The following is a 19,521-nucleotide window of genomic DNA, read 5'->3' on the forward strand; positions in this document are numbered from 1 at the left end:
GCAGCGCGCGAGCACCACGTAGATGGGACGGTAGTGGGGAAGAGGACCTTCAACCCGCCGGCGATGGCGGACGTCGCCCGGCTCGCCCAGGTCTCGCACCAGACGGTGTCGCGGGTGCTCAACGGGCACCCGCACGTCCGGGACCAGACCCGGATGCGGGTCCGGGCGGCGATCGACCAGCTGGGCTACCGGCCGAACCGACTGGCCCGCGCCCTGGTGACGGGGCGCTCGCAGCTGATCGGCGTGGTGGCGCAGAACTCCACCCTGTACGGGCCGGTCTCGCTGGTGGCGGCGTTCGAGCAGGCGGCGGCCGAGGTGGGCTTCGTGGTGACCGCGCACCGGGTGGACGTGGCGGACCGCGAGTCGGTCACGAGCGCGTTGGAGTGGCACCGCGACCAGCGGGTGGCGGGCATCGTCGTCATCGCACCCACCGCCTCGGTGAGCGACGCGATCGACGCCATCCCACCCGGCGTGCCGTTGGTGATGGTGGACGGTGACCCGGAGCGGTCCACCCCGCTGGTGACCGTCGACCAGGCGGCGGGCGCCTACGCCGCGACCCGCCACCTGCTCGACGCGGGCCACCGCACGGTGTGGCACGTGTCCGGTCCGCCGGACTGGTTCGACAGCGCGGGTCGCGTGCGCGGCTGGCGGTCGGCGTTGGCCGACGCGGGTCTGGAGGCGCCGCCGCCGCTGCCCGCGGACTGGAGCGCGGCGGCGGGGTACCGGGCGGGGCAGGAGCTCGCGCGGATGCCCGAGGTGACCGCGGTCTTCGCGGCCAACGACCACCTGGCGCTCGGCATCCTGCGTGCGATGGGCGAGCACGGCAGGCGCGTGCCGCACGACGTGAGCGTGGTCGGCTTCGACGACGTGCCGGAGGCGGGCTACCTGATCCCGGCGCTGACGACCGTCCGGCCGGACTTCGACGCCGTCGCCCGGGAAACGCTGGACCTGCTGCTGGCCCAGGTCGGCGACCGCGAGGTCGGCGACTGGCAGCGCACCATCGCACCGACCCTGGTGGAGCGCGACAGCGTCCGCCCGCCGTCGAGCGGACGCCTCGACCGGGTGTCGGGTCAGGCGGACGCGTCCGCCGCGGCGGTGAACCCGCGCTCGTGAAGCCAGGCCAGTTGCACGGCCGTGTTGGAACCGTAGCCACCACCGTGGTCGGCGAAGGGCCACACGGTCATCGTCCGCTCGTCGCCCGCGTAGTGGTTGAAGGCGGCGTAGACCGTGGAGGGCGGGCAGATCGGGTCCATCAGGCCGACGCTGAACAGCGCCGGCGCCGTCGCCCGCTGGGCGAAGTGGACGCCGTCGAAGTAGGACAGCGTGGCGAAGGTCCGCTCCACGTGCTCGCGGCTGTGCCAGCGCAGGTACTTGGCGAGCTCCGGGTACGGACCCTCGTCGGTGATCTCCGCAGCCCGGCGGAAGTGGCACAGGAAGGGCACGTCCGGCAGGACCGCGGCCACGTCGTCCCGCACCAGCCCCGCGACCGCGAGCGCGAGACCGCCACCCTGGCTCCCGCCGGTGACGATCACCCGCCGGGGGTCCAGCCCGGGCAGGTCGGCGACCGCGTCCACCGCCCGGACGCAGTCGGTGATGAGGCGTCGGTAGTAGTAGTGGTCGGGGGAGTCGACGCCGCGGGTCATGAAGCCCTCGGCCCACTGCGTGCCGGGACCCTCCGTCGAGTCCGGGGTGTCGTGGCCCTGCCCGCGGCTGTCGACGACGAGCTGCGCGTACCCCGCGGCGGACCAGAGCAGGTGGTCGGTGGGCAGTCCGCGACCTCCGCTGTAGCCGATGTAGGTCACGACCACGGGCAGCGGGCCTTCGGCGCCGCGCGGGCGCAGCAGCCAGGCGGCGACCGGGTCGCCGTTCCAGCCGGGGAACCGCACGTCGTCCACGTCGACGGTGCGCAGCAGGTGCCGGTCGGTGACCCGCTCGACCTCCACCGCCCCGCCGCGGGCGCGTGCCGTCGCGAGGGTGCGCTCCCAGAAGGCGTCGAAGTCCTCCGGAGGGCTGGAGTCCGGGCGGTAGTGGACCAGTTCGTCGTGCGGCGAGTCCGTCAGGGGCATGGGGAGTCCTCCGGTGGTGCACGGGCGGGGTGAAGCGCTTCGACGTTCGCACGCGTCCGCCGCGAATGTCAATCGTGTGACAGCAACGGCTTTTCGCGCTGTTGTGGCCCTTGTTGGAGGTCCATGCGCGTGGTTAGTCTCGACGCGACAGGTCAAGCGCTTCGACACCGGGGATGCACCGTGACCGACGAACCGCAGACGATCCGGTGGGGCCACGAGACCCTGGCCGCCGAGTTCGACCTCACCGAGGACGGCGTCATCCGGCTGGCCCGGCTCGGCTCGCCCGGTGACGCCACCGATGAGCACCAGCCGGGCGCGGCGGTGCCGCTGGTGGCCGTGACGGCGGTGGGCCACGGCCGCCGGTGGTCGGGCAACCGCTTCATCCACTCCACGATCGGCGAGCGGCTCCGCTACCGGACGCACCGCTCGACCCACGAGGACGGTTGGCACAGGCTCGCCGTCGAACTCGGCGACCCGGACACCGGCCTGGTCGCCGAGGTGGTCTACGGCTCGCCGGACGGCGTCCCCGCGCTGCGCGGCGAGGTCGTCCTGCGCAACGAGGGCGACACCACCTTGCACCTCCAGGCGGTCAGCTCACTCGCGGTGGGTGGCCTCACGCCGGCGCGGGCGGCTGCGCTGGACGACGCCGACCTGCTGTGGGCGGACAACGACTGGTTCGCCGAGTGCCGCTGGCAGCGCCGACCGCTGCGGCTGACCTCGCCGGCCCTCACCCGGCGCGTGCGGATGGCCAACGGTCGGGGCGCGTTCGTGCTGGCCGGCCAGGGCGCCTGGTCCAGTTGCGGCCACCTGCCGATGGGTGGTCTGGCCGACCGCCGGACCGGTCGGGCGTGGGTGTGGCAGGTCGAGCACAACGGGGGCGGCTGGCGCTGGGAGTGCGGCGAGCGCGAGGACTCCGCCTACCTGGCGGTGTTCGGCCCCTGCGACGGCCACCACGGCTGGCGCCACGCCCTCGAACCCGGCGCGGAGTTCCGCACCGTGCCCGCGTCCCTCGCGTTCAGCTCCGACGGCGGGACCGACGTCGCCTTCGCCGCGCTGACCGACTACCGCCGTGCGACGCGTCGACCGCACCCCGACCACGAGCGCCTGCCGGTCATCTTCAACGACTACATGAACTGCCTGATGGGCGACCCCACCACCGCCAAGCTGCTGCCCCTGGTCGACGCCGCGGCCGACGCCGGTGCGGAGTACTTCGTCATCGACGCCGGCTGGTACGCCGAAGAGGCCGAGAACTGGTGGGACTCCGTCGGGCTCTGGGAGGCGTCCCACTCCCGCTTCCCCGGACCGGGAGGTCTGCACGACGTGCTGGACCGCATCCGGGAACGCGGCCTGGTCCCCGGTCTGTGGCTGGAACCGGAGGTGATCGGGGTCCGCAGCACGGTTGCCGACGCGCTGCCCGAGGAGGCGTTCTTCCGGCGCGACGGCGTGCGCGTCGTCGAATCGGGCCGCTACCACCTCGACCTGCGCCACCCCGCCGCCCGCGCCCACCTCGACGGTGTGGTGGACCGCCTGGTCGGCGAGTGGGGCGTCGGCTACCTCAAGCTGGACCACAACGTCGACGTCGGCGTCGGCACCGGTGGCCACCCCGGCGAGAGCCCCGGCGCCGGTCTGCTCGGGCACAACCGCGCCCAGCTGGACTGGCTCGACGGCGTCCTGGACCGGTACCCGCACCTGGTCGTGGAGAACTGCGCTTCCGGCGGCATGCGGATGGACCACGCGCTGTTGTCCCGGCTGCAGTTGCAGTCCACCAGCGACCAGGAGGACCTGGTGCTCTACGCGCCCATCGCGGCCGCCGCGCCCACCGCGGTGACCCCGGAGCAGGGCGCGGTCTGGGCCTACCCGCGGCCGGAGGACTCGCTGGACGAAATCGCCTTCACGATGGTCAACGCACTCCTCGGGCGGGTGCACCTGTCCGGGCGGATCACGGAACTCGGCCCCGAGGCCCGTGCTCTGGTGCACGAGGCCGTGACCGTGTACAAGGACATCCGCGCCGACCTGCCGCGGGCCGTGCCGGCCTGGCCGCTCGGACTGCCCGCCTGGGACGACCCGTGGATCGCCCTCGCCCTGCACGCACCCGCCACCACTTACCTCAGCGCGTGGCGCCGGCCCGGCACCGAGGACACCGCGACGCTGCGCCTGCCACACCTGCGCGGCGCGGACGTCGTGGTCGACGTGCTCTACCCGGGCGCCACTCAGGCCGTCACGACGTGGCACCCCGACAGGGCCGAGCTCGCGCTCACCATGCCGGCGGCGCCGTCGGCCGTGTTGTTGCGCCTGAGGCGTTCCGCGACGGACGCCGAGTAGCCGCGCGTCGCGTCGCGGTAGGGGATTACCGCGTCCGCAGCACACCGCGACCCGTCGTGTTTGCGCTAACAATTCTGCTTGTCGTGCAGTCTTTGTTCATTGACCTGAACCGTGCAGTCACTCCGAACGCGCTATCTGATCACTGCCTATCTTCCGAGGTCAGTCGATGGCATTCGACAACAACGCGGTGAACAGCGGAAAGTGAGCGCTAACAGTTTTAGCTCCCTTGAGCGTTGACCACCGCCGGGGTGCCGGCTAGATTGACTCCGAAAGTAGTGGTCTCTGCATCGAAACTTTCGACCCTGTCGGTCGGGCAACTCCGCCGCGACCGTCCGTCAACGACGACGATGGGGACACGGATGCGATCGCCTCCTGCGCCGTGCGCGTCAGCCGCGCACCCCTCCTCCGCGCTCTCCCCGTCGACCCGTCGCGGTGAGCCCTGGTGTCGTCGGCCGGTCGTACCCGGCTTGGTGCCCGCCCCCGGGCCGGCCCGGTTCCCCGGCGCTCAACCCTCCTTTGAGGACGGTCTGTCCGCGCGGGTCGATCCGGTGCACCTCCCGCGATCCGATCGCCGCACGAGCCCGTGAGCCGGTCCCGGCACGATCACCTCAGGAAGGCGAAAGCCATGCTCTTGTCACGACGTCCCAGGTCGAGGCGGACCAAGCCGGCCGTCGCGGCGTTCCCACCGGTGGGCGCCCCGTCCGTGCTCATGGAGATCAGCCCTCGCCACCTCCGCTTCCTCTACCAGGGCACGGACCCCAACGCCGGTGGCGACTACGACCGCCTGCCCTGGCGACCCGGCCTGCCCACCCAGACCAACTCCCCCTGCTGACACGCGGATCCGGGCGCGGGACGCCACGACGACGTCCCGCGCCGACCGGACGCACCTGATCACTTCCGCCGCCGCCGGGTGGTCGGCCTCCGCGGTGACCGCCCACCCACGCACTCGATGTCCGAACGGCAGAAAAGAGTCCTTGATGATCACGCGTAGGCTTCTCGGGCCCGCGCTCGCCGCGGTGCTCCTCACCGCGGCGGCGACCGGCACGGCGTTGAGCGGGGGGCTGGGCGAGACCGCGCCGGCCTCGAACGTCGGTGCGCTCGCGTCGAGCGCAGGCTGCGGCAAGGCGCCGACGTTGCGCAGCGGCAGCCACACGATCCAGAGCGGCGGGAAGAGCCGCAGCTTCATCCTGCGCGTGCCGGACGGCTACGACAACACGCGTCCGTACCGGTTGATCTTCGGGTTCCACTGGCGGGGCGGGACGATGAACGACGTCTCCTCCGGTGGCACCAGCGGGACCGCGTGGTCGTACTACGGGATGCAGGAGCAGTCGAACAACAGCGCGATCCTGGTCGCTCCGCAGGGCCTGGGCAACGGCTGGGCGAACTCCGGTGGTGAGGACGTCACCTTCACCGACGACATGATCAGGCGGATCGAGAGCGACCTGTGCGTCGACACGGCGTTGCGGTTCGCCATGGGCTTCAGCTACGGCGGCGGCATGAGCTACGCGCTCGCATGTGCCCGGGCGACGGTGTTCCGGGCCGTGGTGGTGTACGCGGGCGCCCAGTTGAGCGGGTGCAGCGGTGGTACCCAACCGATCGCCTACTTCGGCATGCACGGCTTGACCGACAACGTGCTCAACATCTCGATGGGGCGTTCGCTGCGGGACAAGTTCGTCGCCAACAACGGTTGCTCGCCGCAGAGCCCGCGTGAACCGGCGCAGGGCAGCATGTCCCACATCACGACGACGTACTCGTGCCGGGCGGGCTACCCGGTGCAGTGGGCCGCGTTCGACAACGGCCACATGCCCGGTCCCGTGGACGGCACCTACACCGAGAGCGGCATCCGGACCTGGACCAAGGGCGAGGCGTGGAAGTTCATCTCGCAGTTCCAGGGCGCCCCCGGCACCACGACGACCACCACGAGCACGACGACCACCACCACGACGACGACCACCACGACCACGACGACGAACCCGCCCGGTGACGGCTGCAAGGTGACCGACACCATCAACGCGTGGAACTCCGGCCTGACGTCGGAGATCGTCATCACCAACACCGCCGACACGCCGGTCAGCGGCTGGTCGCTGGCGTTCGCGCTGCCCGGCGGGCAGGCGATCACCTCCGGGTGGAACGCCTCCTACTCGCCCACGTCGGGGCAGGTCACGGCCAGGAACGTGGCCTACAACGGCACCATCGCACCCGGCGGGTCGGTGAGCATCGGGTTCCAGGCCACCCACACCGGCAACACCGGCGAACCGTCGTCGTTCACGCTCAACGGCGCGGCCTGCACCGTCGCCTGACCCACCGGCGCGGGCTCGGCCGGTAGACCCGGCCCGGCGCCCGCGCCACGGGTTCCGCCAGAACACCACCGCGGGAGCCGCCGTTGCGGATCGGCCGGGTGCGGGCAACCAGCCCGCGCCGGCCGACCGCACGGCGGCTCCTGCGGTTTTGCGCTCGGCCATTCGTCTTCGCGTTGTCGAACCGGTTCGGTCGATGCTGCCTGCGACGATCCGGACAACCGTTGCATCCCTGGCAGGACTGCGCGTACGGTGACCCCTGTCACTCGAATCGGTTCGACCTCATCTCTGGTCCGATCGACCTGGGCCGACCGCATCCACGACGGAGTCCGGGAACCGCGGCCACCAACCCTGCACCAGGAGTCTCCTGTGGACACCACAAACCCGAGGCGGCGCCCTCGTCGCCGCGGCCTCGCCGGCCTGTTCGCCGTCGGCACCTTGGTCGCGTCGTCCCTGATCACGATGTCCGGGCCCGCCCAGGCCGGTGACGAGTCGATCGCGGTCGACTTCTCCGTGGCGGGCGGTTCCCCGACCTACCGGGCGTCCGGCTGGATCTACGGCATGTCCGAGGACGCCTCGGCGCCCGCGGACAACTTCTTCCGCGACGTGAAGTTCCGGTACATGCGTGCCGGTGGCGCGCAGCTCGACAGCCCCGGTGGCTGGGTGTCGGGCAAGTACGACCGCAGGTGGAACGCGACCCGCGCCCAGCTGTTGCGCACCCGGTCGCTGGGCGGCGAGTTCGTCCTGCTGCCGCACGACCTGTGGGGCGCCGACGGCTACCCGATCTCCCGGTTCCCGGGCGACAACGGCAACTGGACCGACTACGACAACTTCCTCACCCGGTTGATCAACGACGTGCGGGCCACCGGGGCGCCGGTGCAGTGGGACATCTGGAACGAGCCCAACATCACGCTGTTCTGGAACCGCCCGCAGGCGCAGTACTTCGAGCTCTGGCGGCGCTCGTACCAGCGCATCCGGGCGGCGTTCCCCACGCACCTGATCGTCGGTCCGAGCTGCGCGTGCGTCCCGTCGACCTCCGGGTGGTGGACGCAGTACCTGGACTTCGTCAAGGCCAACAACGTCGTGCCCGACATCATCAGCTGGCACTCCCTGCCGGGTGACCCGGTCGCGAACGTGGCGACGGCCAACGCCACCCTCGACGCGCGCGGCATCCCGCACCCGCGCCCGTACCAGATCAACGAGTACGGCGCGTCCAACGAGCAGAACCCGGGCGACGGCTCCTGGTACATCGCCCGACTGGAGCGGGCCGGAGCCGACGGCCTGCGCGCCAACTGGGCCAGCGCCGGGAACCTGCACAACGACCTCGGCAACCTGCTGGTCCGCGACTCGGCGGGCCGGCACCAGCCGAAGGGCGAGTGGTGGGTCTACCGGTTCTACGGCTCCCAGACCGGTCAGATCGCCTCGGTCACGCCCAGCCAGAACTACGACGCGTTCGCGACGAAGGCGCCGGGTGAGGCCAAGGTGCTGGTCGGTGGTGGGCGCACGACCGGCAACATCGCGGTCAACCTCCGCCGCCTGGACGCCACCGAGGGCATCGTGGTGAACAACCAGGTCCGGGTGCTCGCCGAGCGCATCCCGCACAACGGCGGCGGGGCGGTCTCGGGCCCGGTCACCGTGCTGAACACGATCGTGACCCTGTCCGGCAACGCCACCACCGTGAACCTGCCGCACTCCAACGTCGACGACTCGTTCACCATCACGGTCCTGCCGCCCTCGGGCCCCGGTGACGGCTCCTTCCAGTCCACCGCGGTCGCCCAGCACTCGCAGCAGTGCCTGACCAACCCCAACCGCAGCACCGCCGACGGCACCCAGCAGCGGCAGTCGACCTGCGGCACCGGTGACGAGCAGCGGTGGAGCTTCGCCCCGGTGGCCGGGCTCGCCGACACCTACAGGGTCGTCAACCAGCAGTCGGGCAAGTGCCTGGACGTCAACGCGGCGTCCACCGCGGACGGCGCCGCGGTCATCCAGTGGGCCTGCAACAGCGGTGCCAACCAGCAGTTCACCCTGCGGAAGGTCACCTACGCCGGCAACGACCCCGACGACCACCAGCTCGTGGCCCGGCACAGCGGCAAGTGCGTCGACGTCAGCGGAATCTCCACCGCGCAGGGCGCCTTGGTCCACCAGTGGACCTGCAACCCCGTGACCCAGGGCAGCCCGCTCAACCAGACCTGGCGACTGCCCGGTCGCTAGACCCGCACGCGGCGGTTCTGCCCGACCCCGCACCCGTCGGCGACGGGGTCGGGCAGAACCACCGGCCCGCGGCCGGCTGGCTGATCCACCACGGGTCGAGGGCGCCGGCGCAGCAACTCAGCGCACTGTCCGGAACGCCCGGCGGTGGCCGGTCGGTGTGATGCCGCGGCGGTCGGTGAAGTGGTGCCGCAGCGTGTCCGGACTGCCCAGGCCCGCCCGGGCGGCGACGGTGTCCACGGTCAGCTCGGTGGTCTCCAGCAGCCGTTCGGCCAGGTTCAGCCGTTGGTCGAGGATCCAGCGGTGTGGCGTGGTGCCGGTGGCGGCGCGGAACCTGCGGGCGAACGTGCGCGGAGACATGTGCACGCGTGCGGCCAGGGTGTCGACGGGGAGCGGCCGGTCGAGGTTCTGCTGGACCCAGTCCAACAGCCGGGCCAGGTCGTCGTGGTCGGCCCGGGCGGGCACGGGGGTCTCGACGTACTGGGCCTGGTCGCCCGAGCGGTGGGGCGGGACCACCATCCGCCGGGCCAGCGCGTTGGCCGACTCCGCGCCGAACTCCCGCCGCACCACGTGCAGGCACGCGTCGATGCCCGCGGACGCGCCCGCGCTGGTGACGACCGGGCCGTCCTCGACATAGAGGGCGTCCGCGTCCACCCGGACCCGCGGGTGGCGTCGGGCCAGGAGTCGGGCGAACTGCCAGTGCGTCGTGGCGCGGCGACCGTCCAGCAGCCCGGCCCCCGCGAGCGCGAAGGCGCCGGTGCACACGGAGACCACCAGCGCGCCCCGGTCGGCCGCCGCGCGCAGGGCGTCGGCGAGTTCCGGCGGCACCGGCGCGTCGACGTCCCAGGCGGGCACGGTGACCACGTCGGCCGCGGCCACGCGGTCCAGGCCGTGCTCGACGTCCAGCGCGAAGCCCGAGGTCGTCGGGATCCGGCCGGGCACGGGAGCGCACACCTCGAAGGTGAAGGCGGGCAGCCCGCAGTCGGTGCGGTCCAGCCCGAAGACCTGGCACACCAGGCCCAGTTCGAAGACCGCCGCCCGCTCCCCGACCACGGCCACCACGTTCCGGATCACGCCACCAGTATGGCAGGAACCTCCGGAACCCTGGCATTCCTGCCACTCACCGGGCCCGCGCCGCGGCATCAGGCTTGCCGTCATGAGCTACTTCCCGGGCAATCGCCCCTACACCGTCGTGGCGCCCGCGCCGGGCGCCGGTCCGCACCAGTGGGCCGGTGCTCCGTGCGCCCTGCTGGACGACGACGGTTCGTTCGTGCTCGCCTACCGCGTGCGCGGCGACGGCGACCACAACGTCATCGCGCGGTCGGCCGACGGCGAGGACTTCACCACGGTCGCGACGATCACCAGGGACCGCTTCGGCGCCTCCATGCTCGAACGGCCCGCGCTGGTGCGGACCGAGAGCGGGGCGTGGCGGCTCTACGTCTGCTGTGCGGAGCCCGGGACGTCGCGGTGGTGGATCGACGCCGTCGAGGCGCCGACGCTGCGGGCCCTGCCCCTCGCGCCGATCACGCGGATCTTCTCCGGTGACCCGGTCACGGCCGTCAAGGACCCGGTGGTGCGCCGCACGGCCGGGGGTTGGGAGGCGTGGATCTGCTGCCACGCCCTGGACGTCCCGGGCGAGGAGGACCGGATGAGCACCGCGTACGCGACCAGCGCCGACGGGCTCACCTGGACGTGGCACGGGACGGTGCTGAGCGGCCGACCGGGGGAGTGGGACGCCCGCGGTGCCCGGTTGACCGCGGTGCTGCCCGACGGCCGCGCGTTCTACGACGGCCGCGCCACCCCGGCGGAGAACTGGTTCGAGCGCACCGGGCTGGCCGCGCCGGTCGGCGGCCGGTTGGTCGCCGTGCCGGACGCGCCGGTGGTGGACGTCCGGTACGTGGACGTCCTGCGGCTCCTGGACGGCGGGTGCCGGCTCTACTACGAGGCCCGGCTGCCGGACGCGAGCCACGAGCTGCGGACGGAGCTCATCCCCGGTGTGGGCTGACGCGGCGCGCCACGCGGGCGGGAAGTGTCGTGGCGCAGGGGAGGGTTCCCCCGACCCCCAGCCGGGAGAACCCTCCGGTGCCGGTTCGGAACCCACCGGCGAAGCCGGGCGCCCGGTACCGGGCGACGGTCAGGGCACCGTGCCCGCCGAACCGCGCGGCCCGGGTGGTCGCCGACGCGGTCACGAGCTGCCCGGCCGTCGCGACGACCGGGCCGCGGGCGTGGTCAGCGTCCCGGGCCGGCGAGAAGACCCGCGGGTTGCCCCGCTCCGGCGAGACCGGTCCGGGAGTCGGCGGCGACCGGCAGCCGGCCGCCGCGATCCGGGCCCGCGGGACGGCCTGCCAGGGCCCCGTGGCGACGATCACCGGCAGTGGCACGACGACGTTGCGCCGCACTCGATATCCGGTACGGGCCTCGACGCTCATCCGGGTACCTTTCCCCTTGTGGACGATCAGGTCGACCGTCGTGGGGAAAGGTCTACCGACGGTGGGCTGTCGTCCGGTTGCGAGCCGGTTGCGGGGCTGATCAGGGTGCTGGGACCGGTCGAGGCGGTCGGTCCGCTCGGCCCCGCCGCGCTGGTCGGCACGAGGCAGCGGGCCGTGCTCGGCGTGCTGGCCCTGCACGCCGGCGCCGTGCTGCCGTTCACCCGGCTCGTCGACGTGCTGTGGGGCGACGACCCGCCGCGCACCGCGATCAAGACCCTGCACAGCCACGTCGCCCGCATCCGCCGGGCGCTGGCCGACTGCGGGCTGCCCGACGTGCTGCTCACCAAGGAACCCGGCTACCTGCTGACCGGCGTCGAGGTCGACGCGCGCCGGTTCGAGGAGCTGCTGCGGGCCGGTCGGGCGGAGCGGTCGCCGAGGCGCGCGGCCGAACTGCTGCGCGCCGCGGCACAGCTGTGGCGCGGTGACGCGCTCGCCGACGCCGAACCGGCCGGGTGGGCGCTGCGGGACGTGGAGCGGCTGCACGAGCTGCGGTCGGCGACCCTGGAAGACCTGTGGGACGCCGAGTTGCGCGCCGGCGGCCACGAGGCGGCGGTGGTGGAGCTGCCCGCGCTGCTGGCCGCCAACCCCACCAGCGAACGCCTGACCCGGCTGCACATGCTCGCCCTGTACCGGTCCGGCAGGCACGTCGACGCGTTGGACGCCTTCCGGCGGCTGCGCGAGCAGCTCGCCGACGAGTTCGGCGTCGACCCCGGCCCCGAGCTGGTGGAGCTGCACACCGCGATCCTGCGCCGCGACCCGGACCTGGACCCGCCGGTCGCCCGCGCGCCGGCCGAGCTGCCCGCGCGGGTCGGTCACTTCACCGGCCGGGACGACGAGTTGGCCGGGCTCGACCGGCTCCTCGCCGAGGGCGACGACCCGTCGGTGGTGGTGATCTCCGGCCCGGCCGGCATGGGCAAGACGGCGCTGGCGGTGGAGTGGGGCCACCGGGTCGCGCACCGGTTCCCCGGCGGACGGCTGTTCCTGGACCTGCGCGGCCACGACCCGGAGCAGGCGTTGTCCGGCGCCCACGCGCTGGCGCACGTGCTGCGCGTGCTGGACGTGCCCGAGGACCACATCCCCGCCGACGAGGCCGAGCGCGTCGCGCTGTACCGGACGCTCGTGCACGACCGCAGGTGCGTGGTCGTGCTGGACAACGCCGGGGACGTGCGGGACGTGGAACCGCTGGTGCCGGGCGGCGGTGCGTCGCTGCTGGTGGTGACGACCAGGCGATCGCCCGCCGCGCTGGCCGCCCGGCACGCGGTCCACCCGGTGCTGCTGGACGCGTTATCGCACGAGGAGTCCCTGGCGCTGCTGGGCGCCGTGCTGGGGGAGCGGCGGGTCGCGGCCGAGCCGACGGCGGCACGCGAGCTGGCCGCGCTGTGCGGCGGCATGCCCCTGGCGCTGCGCATCGCCGCCGCCCGCCTGCTGGGCAGCCCGAAGCGGCGGATCGAGGCGTTGGTGGCCGAGCTGGCCGAGGACCGGCTCGACGGGCTGGAGGTGGAGGGCGACTCGCGGAGCGTGCGCGCGGTGATCGCCGGCGCCTACCGGCCGCTGGCGGAGGAGCAGGCGCGGGTGTTCCGCCGAGCCGCGGTCACCCCGGGCGCGACGTTCACATCCTGGTTGGCCGCGGCGGTCTCCGAGGTGGAGTCGGCACGGGCGCCCCTGGCGTCGTTGGCCGCCGCGCACCTGGTGACCGAGGTCGGGCCCCACCGCTTCGGTTTCCACGACCTGATCCGCGAGTTCGCCCGCGGCCTGCCGACCGGCGACGAGCGGACCGAGGCGGGCGAACGGCTGCTGGACTGGTACACGCAGGCCGCGCACGAGGTGAACCTGGTGGCCAACCCGGCGCGCGACCTGGTCCGCCCCGTCATCCGGCACCCGTGGCAGAAGCCGCCGTTCCCCCCGGACCGGCACGCCGCGCTCGCGTTCCTCGAAGGGGAGCGGGAGAACCTGTTACCCGTGGTGCAGTTCGCCCGCGAGCGGCGCGACCTGACCGCCGCCTGGCACCTGACCTACCTGTTGACCAGCTTCTACGAGGCCACCGGCCACTGGCACGAGCGGGTGGCGATGTGCCGGGTCGCCGTCCGTGCCGCCGCCGAGCTGGGCGACCGGGCCGCCGAGGCGGAGATGCTGCGTGGGCTGGGCGTCGCGCTGTTCATGACCCGCCGGCTGGCGGAGGCCATCGACGCCAACCACCAGGCGCTCGCGATCGTCCGCGACCTCGGCGACCTGGCCGGCGAGGGCCACGTGCACAACAACATCGCCAACGCCCTGGCCGAGCTGCGCCGGTTCGACGAGGCGGTGCCGTCGCACCTGCGCGCCGTGGACTGCTGCGCCCGCGCGGGCAACCCGCTGGGCCGGGCGCTGTCGCAGCGCAACCTCGGCCACACCTACATCCGCATGGGCGACCCGGACGCGAGCCTGGCGCCGCTGCGCGACGCGCTGGAGGCGTTCCGCGAGCTGGGCAACACCAGGTTCGAGGCGGGCACGCTGAACACCCTGGGCGAGGCGCACCTGCGGCGCGGTGAACCGGACGTGGCGCTGCGGGACCTCGACCGCGCCCTGGACCTGAGCCGCGAGATCGGCGACCGCTGGCTGGAGTGGGAGGTGCTGGCCGACATCGGCGCCGCCCACCTCGACCGCGACGGGCACGGCGTGGCGTTCTTCGAGCAGGCGCTGGAGATCTGCCACGAGGTGGACGACCGCCACGGCCTGGCCACGGTGCTGAACCTGCTCGGCCGGGCCCACGCGCGGGCCGGTGACCTCGACGCGGCGGCGGGAGCGCTGTCGGCCGCCCTGACCGAGCGCTCCCGCGTGCCGGACGCCTTCGAGGAAGCCGGCGTGCACCGCGACCTGGCCGACCTGGCCGACCGCCGCGGCGACCGGGCCGCCGCACGACACCACCGGGACCGGGCGATCCGGCTGTACCGGCAGGTGGGCGCGACGGCCGAGGCCGCGGCTACTGACCGGACCTGATCGTCACCGAGCCGTTGCCGCCGACCACCCGACCGGCGGACGTGGTGAGCACTTCGAGCTCGAACACCTCGTCCGGCTCCGGTGACTGGTCTGGCACCAGTCTGATCGGCACGACCACGCTCGTCACGCCGGGCTTCGCGGTCACCTTCGCCCTGGTCACCACGACGTAGTCCTGACCGCCGATCGCCGTCACGTCGTGCGTGCGGTAGTACAGCGTGACGGGGGCGCGCAGCGGCACGGAGAACCTGATCGGCACCCGGCAGACGTCCGGGACCCAGCAGATCTTCCCGCTGTCGACCTCCGTCTCGACCGGGCGGACGACCATGCCGTCGTCGTCGCGCAACCACCCGATCGCCACCGGGTCCGTCACGACCACCCCGCCGGCCCCGACCAGGTGCAGTTCCAGCTGCTCGTCGTACTCGCGCTGCTCGTCGTGGTGCACCGTCACCGCCACCGTCCGCGTCGCGGACGAGGTGGCGGTCCACGTCAGGGTGCCCTCGGGGACGGCGGTGAAGTCGTTGCCCGCGGTGGCCGTGGTGCCCTCGACGTAGTAGTGCACCGAGCCGATCGGCTCACAGCCGGCGTCCGCCGTCGCGGTCACCTGGAACACCAGGCGGTTGTCCGCCGTGGTGCCCTCGTACTCGTTGACGTCCTCCGCCGCCACCCGGGCGGGCGAGCACTCGGTGGCGTGCGCGGCGGACACGGGAACCAGCACCCCGACCGCGGCGACCACCGCCAGGACCAGTCTCATCGTGAACTTCATGGGGTGATTCCTAACCCCGGCCGGTTGTGGCCGGGTTGTGGTGCAGGTCAGCGCGGTGCACCGGTGTCGCGGCGAGTGGGGTGGGCGCCATGCCGAAGACCGCCGGAGACCGCCGAAGACCGGGAACGGTCTTCGGCGGTCTCCTGGTCGACCCGGTCAGGTCAGGCCGTCGTCCCGGTGACGGACGTGCCCGACTTGGTGACGTAGTACGTCACCTTGTCGCCGCTCCAGTAGTGGAACGTGAGCGTCACCCGGGAGTCGTCCTTGACAGCGGCGAAGAAGTCCGGTGTCAGGGTGGTGCGGCCGTCGGTGTAGTCGGGCGTGAACGCCCGGTCGTACTCCTTGAACGACGTCCAGTCGTGCGGGCCCGCGTTGGTGCCGTCGTCGTACTTGGCCTCCATCGTGGCGAGCTGGTCGCCGCGGAAGGCCGTCGGGATGGCGAACGAAGCCGTCGTCCCGGTGGCGTCGGACAGCACCGGGGTGTCATGGGTGATGACGTAGAACCGCCACGGCACGCCCTGGGAGAAGCGTGCCGTCAGCACCGCGTTCGTGCCGTAGCCCCGCGAGCCGCTCAGCCTCGTCAGCGCCGCGGCGGTCAGGGTGAGCTGGTCACCCTCGATCGTGTAGTCCCGGCCGCGCACCAGCTTCGTGCTGCCGTGGTGCAGGTCGGTGAACGACGTGCCGTTGAGGTTCAGCGCGATCGTCCTGGCGGTGATGGGGCTCGACTTCGCGGTGAACACCTGGTCGGTGTAGGCCGTGCCGGAGCGGGTCGTCCAGCTCGACTTGATCTGCGCGTACAGCTCCGGGTCGCTCCACTGGAACGCGTTGCGGTTGAAGTGCTGGCCGTTGTCCCAGAGCATCGTGGTGACCTTGTTGACGCGCGCCTGGTGGCCGAAGTACTCGAAGAACTTCAGCTTCTCGCCCTGCTCGATGGTCCCGGTGTGCCGGTCGAAGCCGAGCAGGCCGTACTCACCGATGATCACCGGGATGCCGCGCGCGACGAAGCTGGTGCGGACGCGGTCGAACGTGTCGGTGACGTCCTTCTGGGCAACCGCGTCGAAGCGCGTGCCACCCGCGACGTTCACGCTGAACGGCCAGTAGCCGTAGTAGTGCACGGTCGCGATCAGGTTGGGGTCGCCGAACCCCTGGATCTGCTCCACCAGCGGGTCGACGTACGTCTGCTCGGACGAGGTGTGCAGGGTCGGCAGGACCAGCAGGCGGGTGGCGTTGTTGCCGCCCGACCGGCGCACGATGTCGTGGAACGACGCGTTCAGCTCGGCGTTCAGCTGGATCTCCTGCGGCTTGCCCGTGCTACCGGTGAACTGCGGCTCGTTCCAGCTCTCGAACGTCAGCTTGGGCCCGAACTCGGTGAAGGCGCCCGCCAGCTGCGTCCAGATCCGGTTGAACCGGTCGAGCACGCCGGTGCGGTCGCCCGGCATGTTCCAGACCCACTGCCACGAGTCGTGGTGGAGGTTGATCATGACGTACAGGTCGCGCGCCAGCGCCCAGCGCACGACCTCCTTGACGCGGTCCAGGTACGCCGCCTCGATCGCGTGGTCCGGCCCCGGGCCGAGGTGCGCACTCCAGGTGACGGGAAGGCGGACGCTCTTGAAGCCCTGCGCCTTCACGTTGTCCAACAGGGCTTCCGTGATGCGCGGGTTGCCCCAGGACGTCTCGTCGCTGCCGGTCGAGTCGAGGGTGTTGCCGAGGTTCCACCCCGGCTGCATCGCCGCGGTGTGCTCCATGGCGCTGAGTTGCTTCCCGCCGTGGACGCAGGTGACACCGTTGAGCGAGAACGACAACGGCGCCGTGTTGGCTTCCGCCCAGGTGCCGATGAAGCCGAACCGCACCGTCGAGTTCGTCTTGATCTTGGCGTTGTAACCGGCGTCCGACGCGGTGACCCGGTTGTCGGACTCGGTCACCTCCGCGTTCCAGGCGTTGCGGACCCCCTGGCCGGTCGGCCACTCCCAGCTCAGCTGCCAGCCGTCGACCGCGGCGCCGTTGTTGGTCACGGCCACGTCGGCGTTGAAGCCACCCGACCACTGGCCCGTGACCGAGTACGCCACGGTGCACCCGGCCTCCGCCGCGACGGCCTCGTTCGCCGTCACCGTGACCAGGCTCGCGGTCAGGGCCGCGACCCCGGCCGCCACGACACCTATCCGGCGCCGGACAGGTCGTGCACTCCTGCGCAATCCGAACATGGGACTCCTCACTCTCAGCTGAAAAAGGTCGTCAGGGTCGGTGTGGCGCGTCGTCGCCCGCGGTGAAGACCCGCACGTCGCACCCGTCGAGGCGCACGGGTGCGCCGGCGTCGACCGCGTCGCCGGACAGCACGTCGGTCAGGTCGCGCGGCGCCCGGACCTCGGTGGGCCGCGGGCTCCAGTTGTGGACCACGTGCACGCGGCGGCCGTCCGGCGACGTGCCGGTGGTCGCGGTGGCGGTGGCGGGCAGGTCCACCCAACCGCTGACGGGCACGGGTGCGAGCCAGGCCGCCAGGCTCCGGGCGAGGGCGCGGCCCGGCACGGTGCCCACGCAGGTGACGCGGCCTGCTCCGTGCCGGCGGGTGGTGACGGCGGGCCAGCGGCCGAAGTGCGGGTGGTCGTACTCGGCGAGCACGTCCGCGTCCACCGCGGTCAGGCCTTCCAGCCACCGCGTCGCGGTCGCGTCCGCGCCGAGGTCGAGCGGGCTGCCCGGCGCGGCGCGGACCGGCAGCGGGACGGCCAGGTTGCTGAACTCGTCGTACCACACGCCCGCGGCCTCGACGAGCCGCGGCGGGGCGGGCTCGGGCCGTGCGCGCGCCTCGTGGTCCGCGTAGCCCGTCCGGGGGCCCAGGACGAGGTGACCGCCGGCGTGCGCGTAGGCGGCGAGCCAGTCGAGCGTCGCGTCGTCGGCGAGGTACAGGCCGGCGGCGACCAGCACGGGGTGGCGCCGCACCGCGTCCTCGGGGGACGAGCGCCGGTGCAGCTGGCGGGTGTGGATGATGCGCGCCTGCCGGCCCGCCTCGAAGACGCCGCGGTAGAACGAGTCGAAGATGCGGTGGTACGAGGAGTGGTCCGGACCGCCGTCCGCGGTCGCCAACGGCGGGTACTTCTGCATCAGCCACTTGTTCGGCATCGAGTAGACCAGCGCGACGTCGGCGTCCGGCTCGATCCCGGCCACCAGGGCGCCGGCGGTGCCGAACTCGGCGCCGAGGCGGGCTACCTCGGCGTAGACCCGGCCGGGACGACCGCTGTGCGGCAGCACGCCACCCCAGTGGGTCTCCGCGCCGAAGTGCAACGTGTGCCAGTGCCAGTACTCCACCATCCGCGCGCCGCGCGAGACCAGTGCCCAGGCCGCCTGCCGCCACTGCCCGTCGTAGCCCGGTCGGTTGTCCGACGTGCCGCCGATCGCCTGCGCGTTGGTCTCGGTGATCAGGAACGGTTCCTGGCGGGACGAGAAGACGCGGTCCGCGTTCTCGTAGAGCGCCCACACGCCGGTGGTCTTCCAGTGCTGCTGCTCGTGGTCGTCGGGCGTCGGATCGGGCAGCACGAGGCCGTCCTGCATGTCGTAGTACGGGTTGCCCGCCGTGACGTCCAGCGCGTCGGTGAGCTCGTCGTCCTCGAAAGCCGGGTGGCCGTAGGAGATGCACGTGGTGGTGAACTGGTCGGGGTTCGCGTACTCCCGCACGATGTCCGCCTGCCAGGCGACGAACTCGGTGGTCTGGCGGGCCTGGAACGCCCGCCACGCGACGTCGTACTGGGGCTGCGCGTTGTCGTCCGGTGTCCAGAGGTCGGCCCAGGTGGAGAGCCGGTGCGACCAGTAGACGAGGCCCCACTCCCGGTTGAGCGCCTCCACGGTGCCGTACCGCGCGCGCAGGTCGTCCACGAACCGCTGGAACAGGCCGTGGTTGTGCGGCAGCCGCAGGCCCGGTTCGTTGTCCACCTGGAAGCCGATGACCGCCGGGTGCGAGGCGTGCCGGCCGAGGATCCGGCGGGTCACGCGCTCGGCGTGGAAGCGGAAGGCGGGGTGGGTGAAGTCCACCTCCTGGCGGGCGCCCCAGCCCATCCGCTGCCCGGTGGCGTGCTCGGCGGCGATCTCGGGGTACTGCCGGGACAGCCACGGCGGCACGGCGTACGTGGGCGTGCCGAGGACGACGGAGATGCCGCGTTCGTGGGCACCGTCGAGCACGGGCGTCACCCAGTCGACGTCGAACCGCCCGTTCTCCGGTTCCCAGGTGGACCACACCGACTCGCCGACCCGGATGACGGTGAAACCCGCCTGCGCCATCAGGTCCAGGTCGGTCTGCAACCGGTCGTGGGGTTGGTACTCGTGGTAGTAGGCGGCGCCGAACAGGACGCGCGGTGGCATGGATCGTTCCATGGTGGTGCGGCCTCCGAAGACCGTGAGGGGTGGCCCGGCGG

The 19,521-nt window shown here is 72.5% G+C and carries 13 protein-coding genes; 7 read left to right on the top strand and 6 right to left on the bottom strand.

Translation table 11 applies throughout. The features are described from left to right. Window positions 1–33 precede the first annotated feature (33 nt). Window positions 34–1,113, top strand: coding sequence for a LacI family DNA-binding transcriptional regulator (locus AB0K14_RS28565; RefSeq protein ID WP_360464540.1), 1,080 nt, complete (start codon window positions 34–36; stop codon window positions 1,111–1,113). On the opposite strand, the gene AB0K14_RS28570 is transcribed toward AB0K14_RS28565, so the two are convergent. Next, window positions 1,071–2,066 carry an acetylxylan esterase gene (locus AB0K14_RS28570; RefSeq protein ID WP_360464537.1) on the bottom strand — a complete coding sequence of 332 codons (996 nt, stop codon included), beginning with the start codon at window positions 2,064–2,066 and terminating at the stop codon, window positions 1,071–1,073. The genes AB0K14_RS28565 and AB0K14_RS28570 overlap by 43 nt on opposite strands. A gap of 180 nt (window positions 2,067–2,246) precedes the next feature. On the opposite strand from AB0K14_RS28570, the gene AB0K14_RS28575 reads away from it, so the two are divergent. The 4 genes from AB0K14_RS28575 to AB0K14_RS28590 all read left to right on the top strand — a co-directional run bounded on the left by AB0K14_RS28575 (window position 2,247) and on the right by AB0K14_RS28590 (window position 8,896). Continuing rightward, a complete protein-coding gene (locus tag AB0K14_RS28575) occupies window positions 2,247–4,388 on the top strand; it encodes a glycoside hydrolase family 36 protein (RefSeq protein ID WP_360464534.1) in 2,142 nt (713 codons plus the stop codon). Between the two features lie 625 nt (window positions 4,389–5,013). After that, on the top strand, window positions 5,014–5,220 hold the full coding sequence (locus tag AB0K14_RS28580) for a hypothetical protein (protein ID WP_360464531.1): 207 nt from the start codon (window positions 5,014–5,016) through the stop codon (window positions 5,218–5,220). Window positions 5,221–5,365: 145 nt separating this feature from the next. Next, complete coding sequence (locus tag AB0K14_RS28585; RefSeq protein WP_360464528.1) at window positions 5,366–6,688, top strand: cellulose binding domain-containing protein; 1,323 nt, start codon at window positions 5,366–5,368, stop codon at window positions 6,686–6,688. 366 nt (window positions 6,689–7,054) lie between these two features. After that, window positions 7,055–8,896, top strand: a complete 1,842-nt coding sequence (locus tag AB0K14_RS28590) for an RICIN domain-containing protein (RefSeq protein WP_360464525.1) — start codon at window positions 7,055–7,057, stop codon at window positions 8,894–8,896. 117 nt (window positions 8,897–9,013) lie between these two features. On the opposite strand, the gene AB0K14_RS28595 is transcribed toward AB0K14_RS28590, so the two are convergent. Next, on the bottom strand, window positions 9,014–9,967 hold the full coding sequence (locus AB0K14_RS28595; RefSeq protein WP_360464522.1) for a helix-turn-helix domain-containing protein: 954 nt from the start codon (window positions 9,965–9,967) through the stop codon (window positions 9,014–9,016). An 82-nt stretch (window positions 9,968–10,049) separates the two neighbouring features. Between AB0K14_RS28595 and AB0K14_RS28600 the strand changes: the two genes are divergently transcribed. After that, complete coding sequence (locus AB0K14_RS28600; protein ID WP_360464519.1) at window positions 10,050–10,898, top strand: hypothetical protein; 849 nt, start codon at window positions 10,050–10,052, stop codon at window positions 10,896–10,898. On the opposite strand, the gene AB0K14_RS28605 is transcribed toward AB0K14_RS28600, so the two are convergent. Next, complete coding sequence (locus AB0K14_RS28605; RefSeq protein WP_360464516.1) at window positions 10,879–11,322, bottom strand: hypothetical protein; 444 nt, start codon at window positions 11,320–11,322, stop codon at window positions 10,879–10,881. The genes AB0K14_RS28600 and AB0K14_RS28605 overlap by 20 nt on opposite strands. 105 nt (window positions 11,323–11,427) lie before the next feature. Here AB0K14_RS28605 and AB0K14_RS28610 point away from each other — a divergent pair, with 105 nt between their 5' ends. Next, complete coding sequence (locus AB0K14_RS28610; RefSeq protein WP_360464514.1) at window positions 11,428–14,358, top strand: BTAD domain-containing putative transcriptional regulator; 2,931 nt, start codon at window positions 11,428–11,430, stop codon at window positions 14,356–14,358. Here AB0K14_RS28610 and AB0K14_RS28615 read toward each other — a convergent pair. From AB0K14_RS28615 to AB0K14_RS28625, 3 genes are all read right to left on the bottom strand, one after another. Continuing rightward, complete coding sequence (locus tag AB0K14_RS28615; protein WP_364339238.1) at window positions 14,342–15,121, bottom strand: Calx-beta domain-containing protein; 780 nt, start codon at window positions 15,119–15,121, stop codon at window positions 14,342–14,344. The genes AB0K14_RS28610 and AB0K14_RS28615 overlap by 17 nt on opposite strands. Window positions 15,122–15,282: 161 nt before the next feature. Further along, complete coding sequence (locus tag AB0K14_RS28620; RefSeq protein ID WP_360465602.1) at window positions 15,283–17,271, bottom strand: cellulase family glycosylhydrolase; 1,989 nt, start codon at window positions 17,269–17,271, stop codon at window positions 15,283–15,285. A gap of 82 nt (window positions 17,272–17,353) precedes the next feature. Beyond that, window positions 17,354–19,468 (bottom strand): beta-galactosidase, encoded by a 2,115-nt coding sequence (locus AB0K14_RS28625; RefSeq protein ID WP_360465605.1) that lies wholly within the window; start codon window positions 19,466–19,468, stop codon window positions 17,354–17,356. Window positions 19,469–19,521: the final 53 nt, after the last annotated feature.

The organism is Actinosynnema sp. NPDC050801, from assembly GCF_040673975.1.
Taxonomy (GTDB): domain Bacteria; phylum Actinomycetota; class Actinomycetes; order Mycobacteriales; family Pseudonocardiaceae; genus Actinosynnema.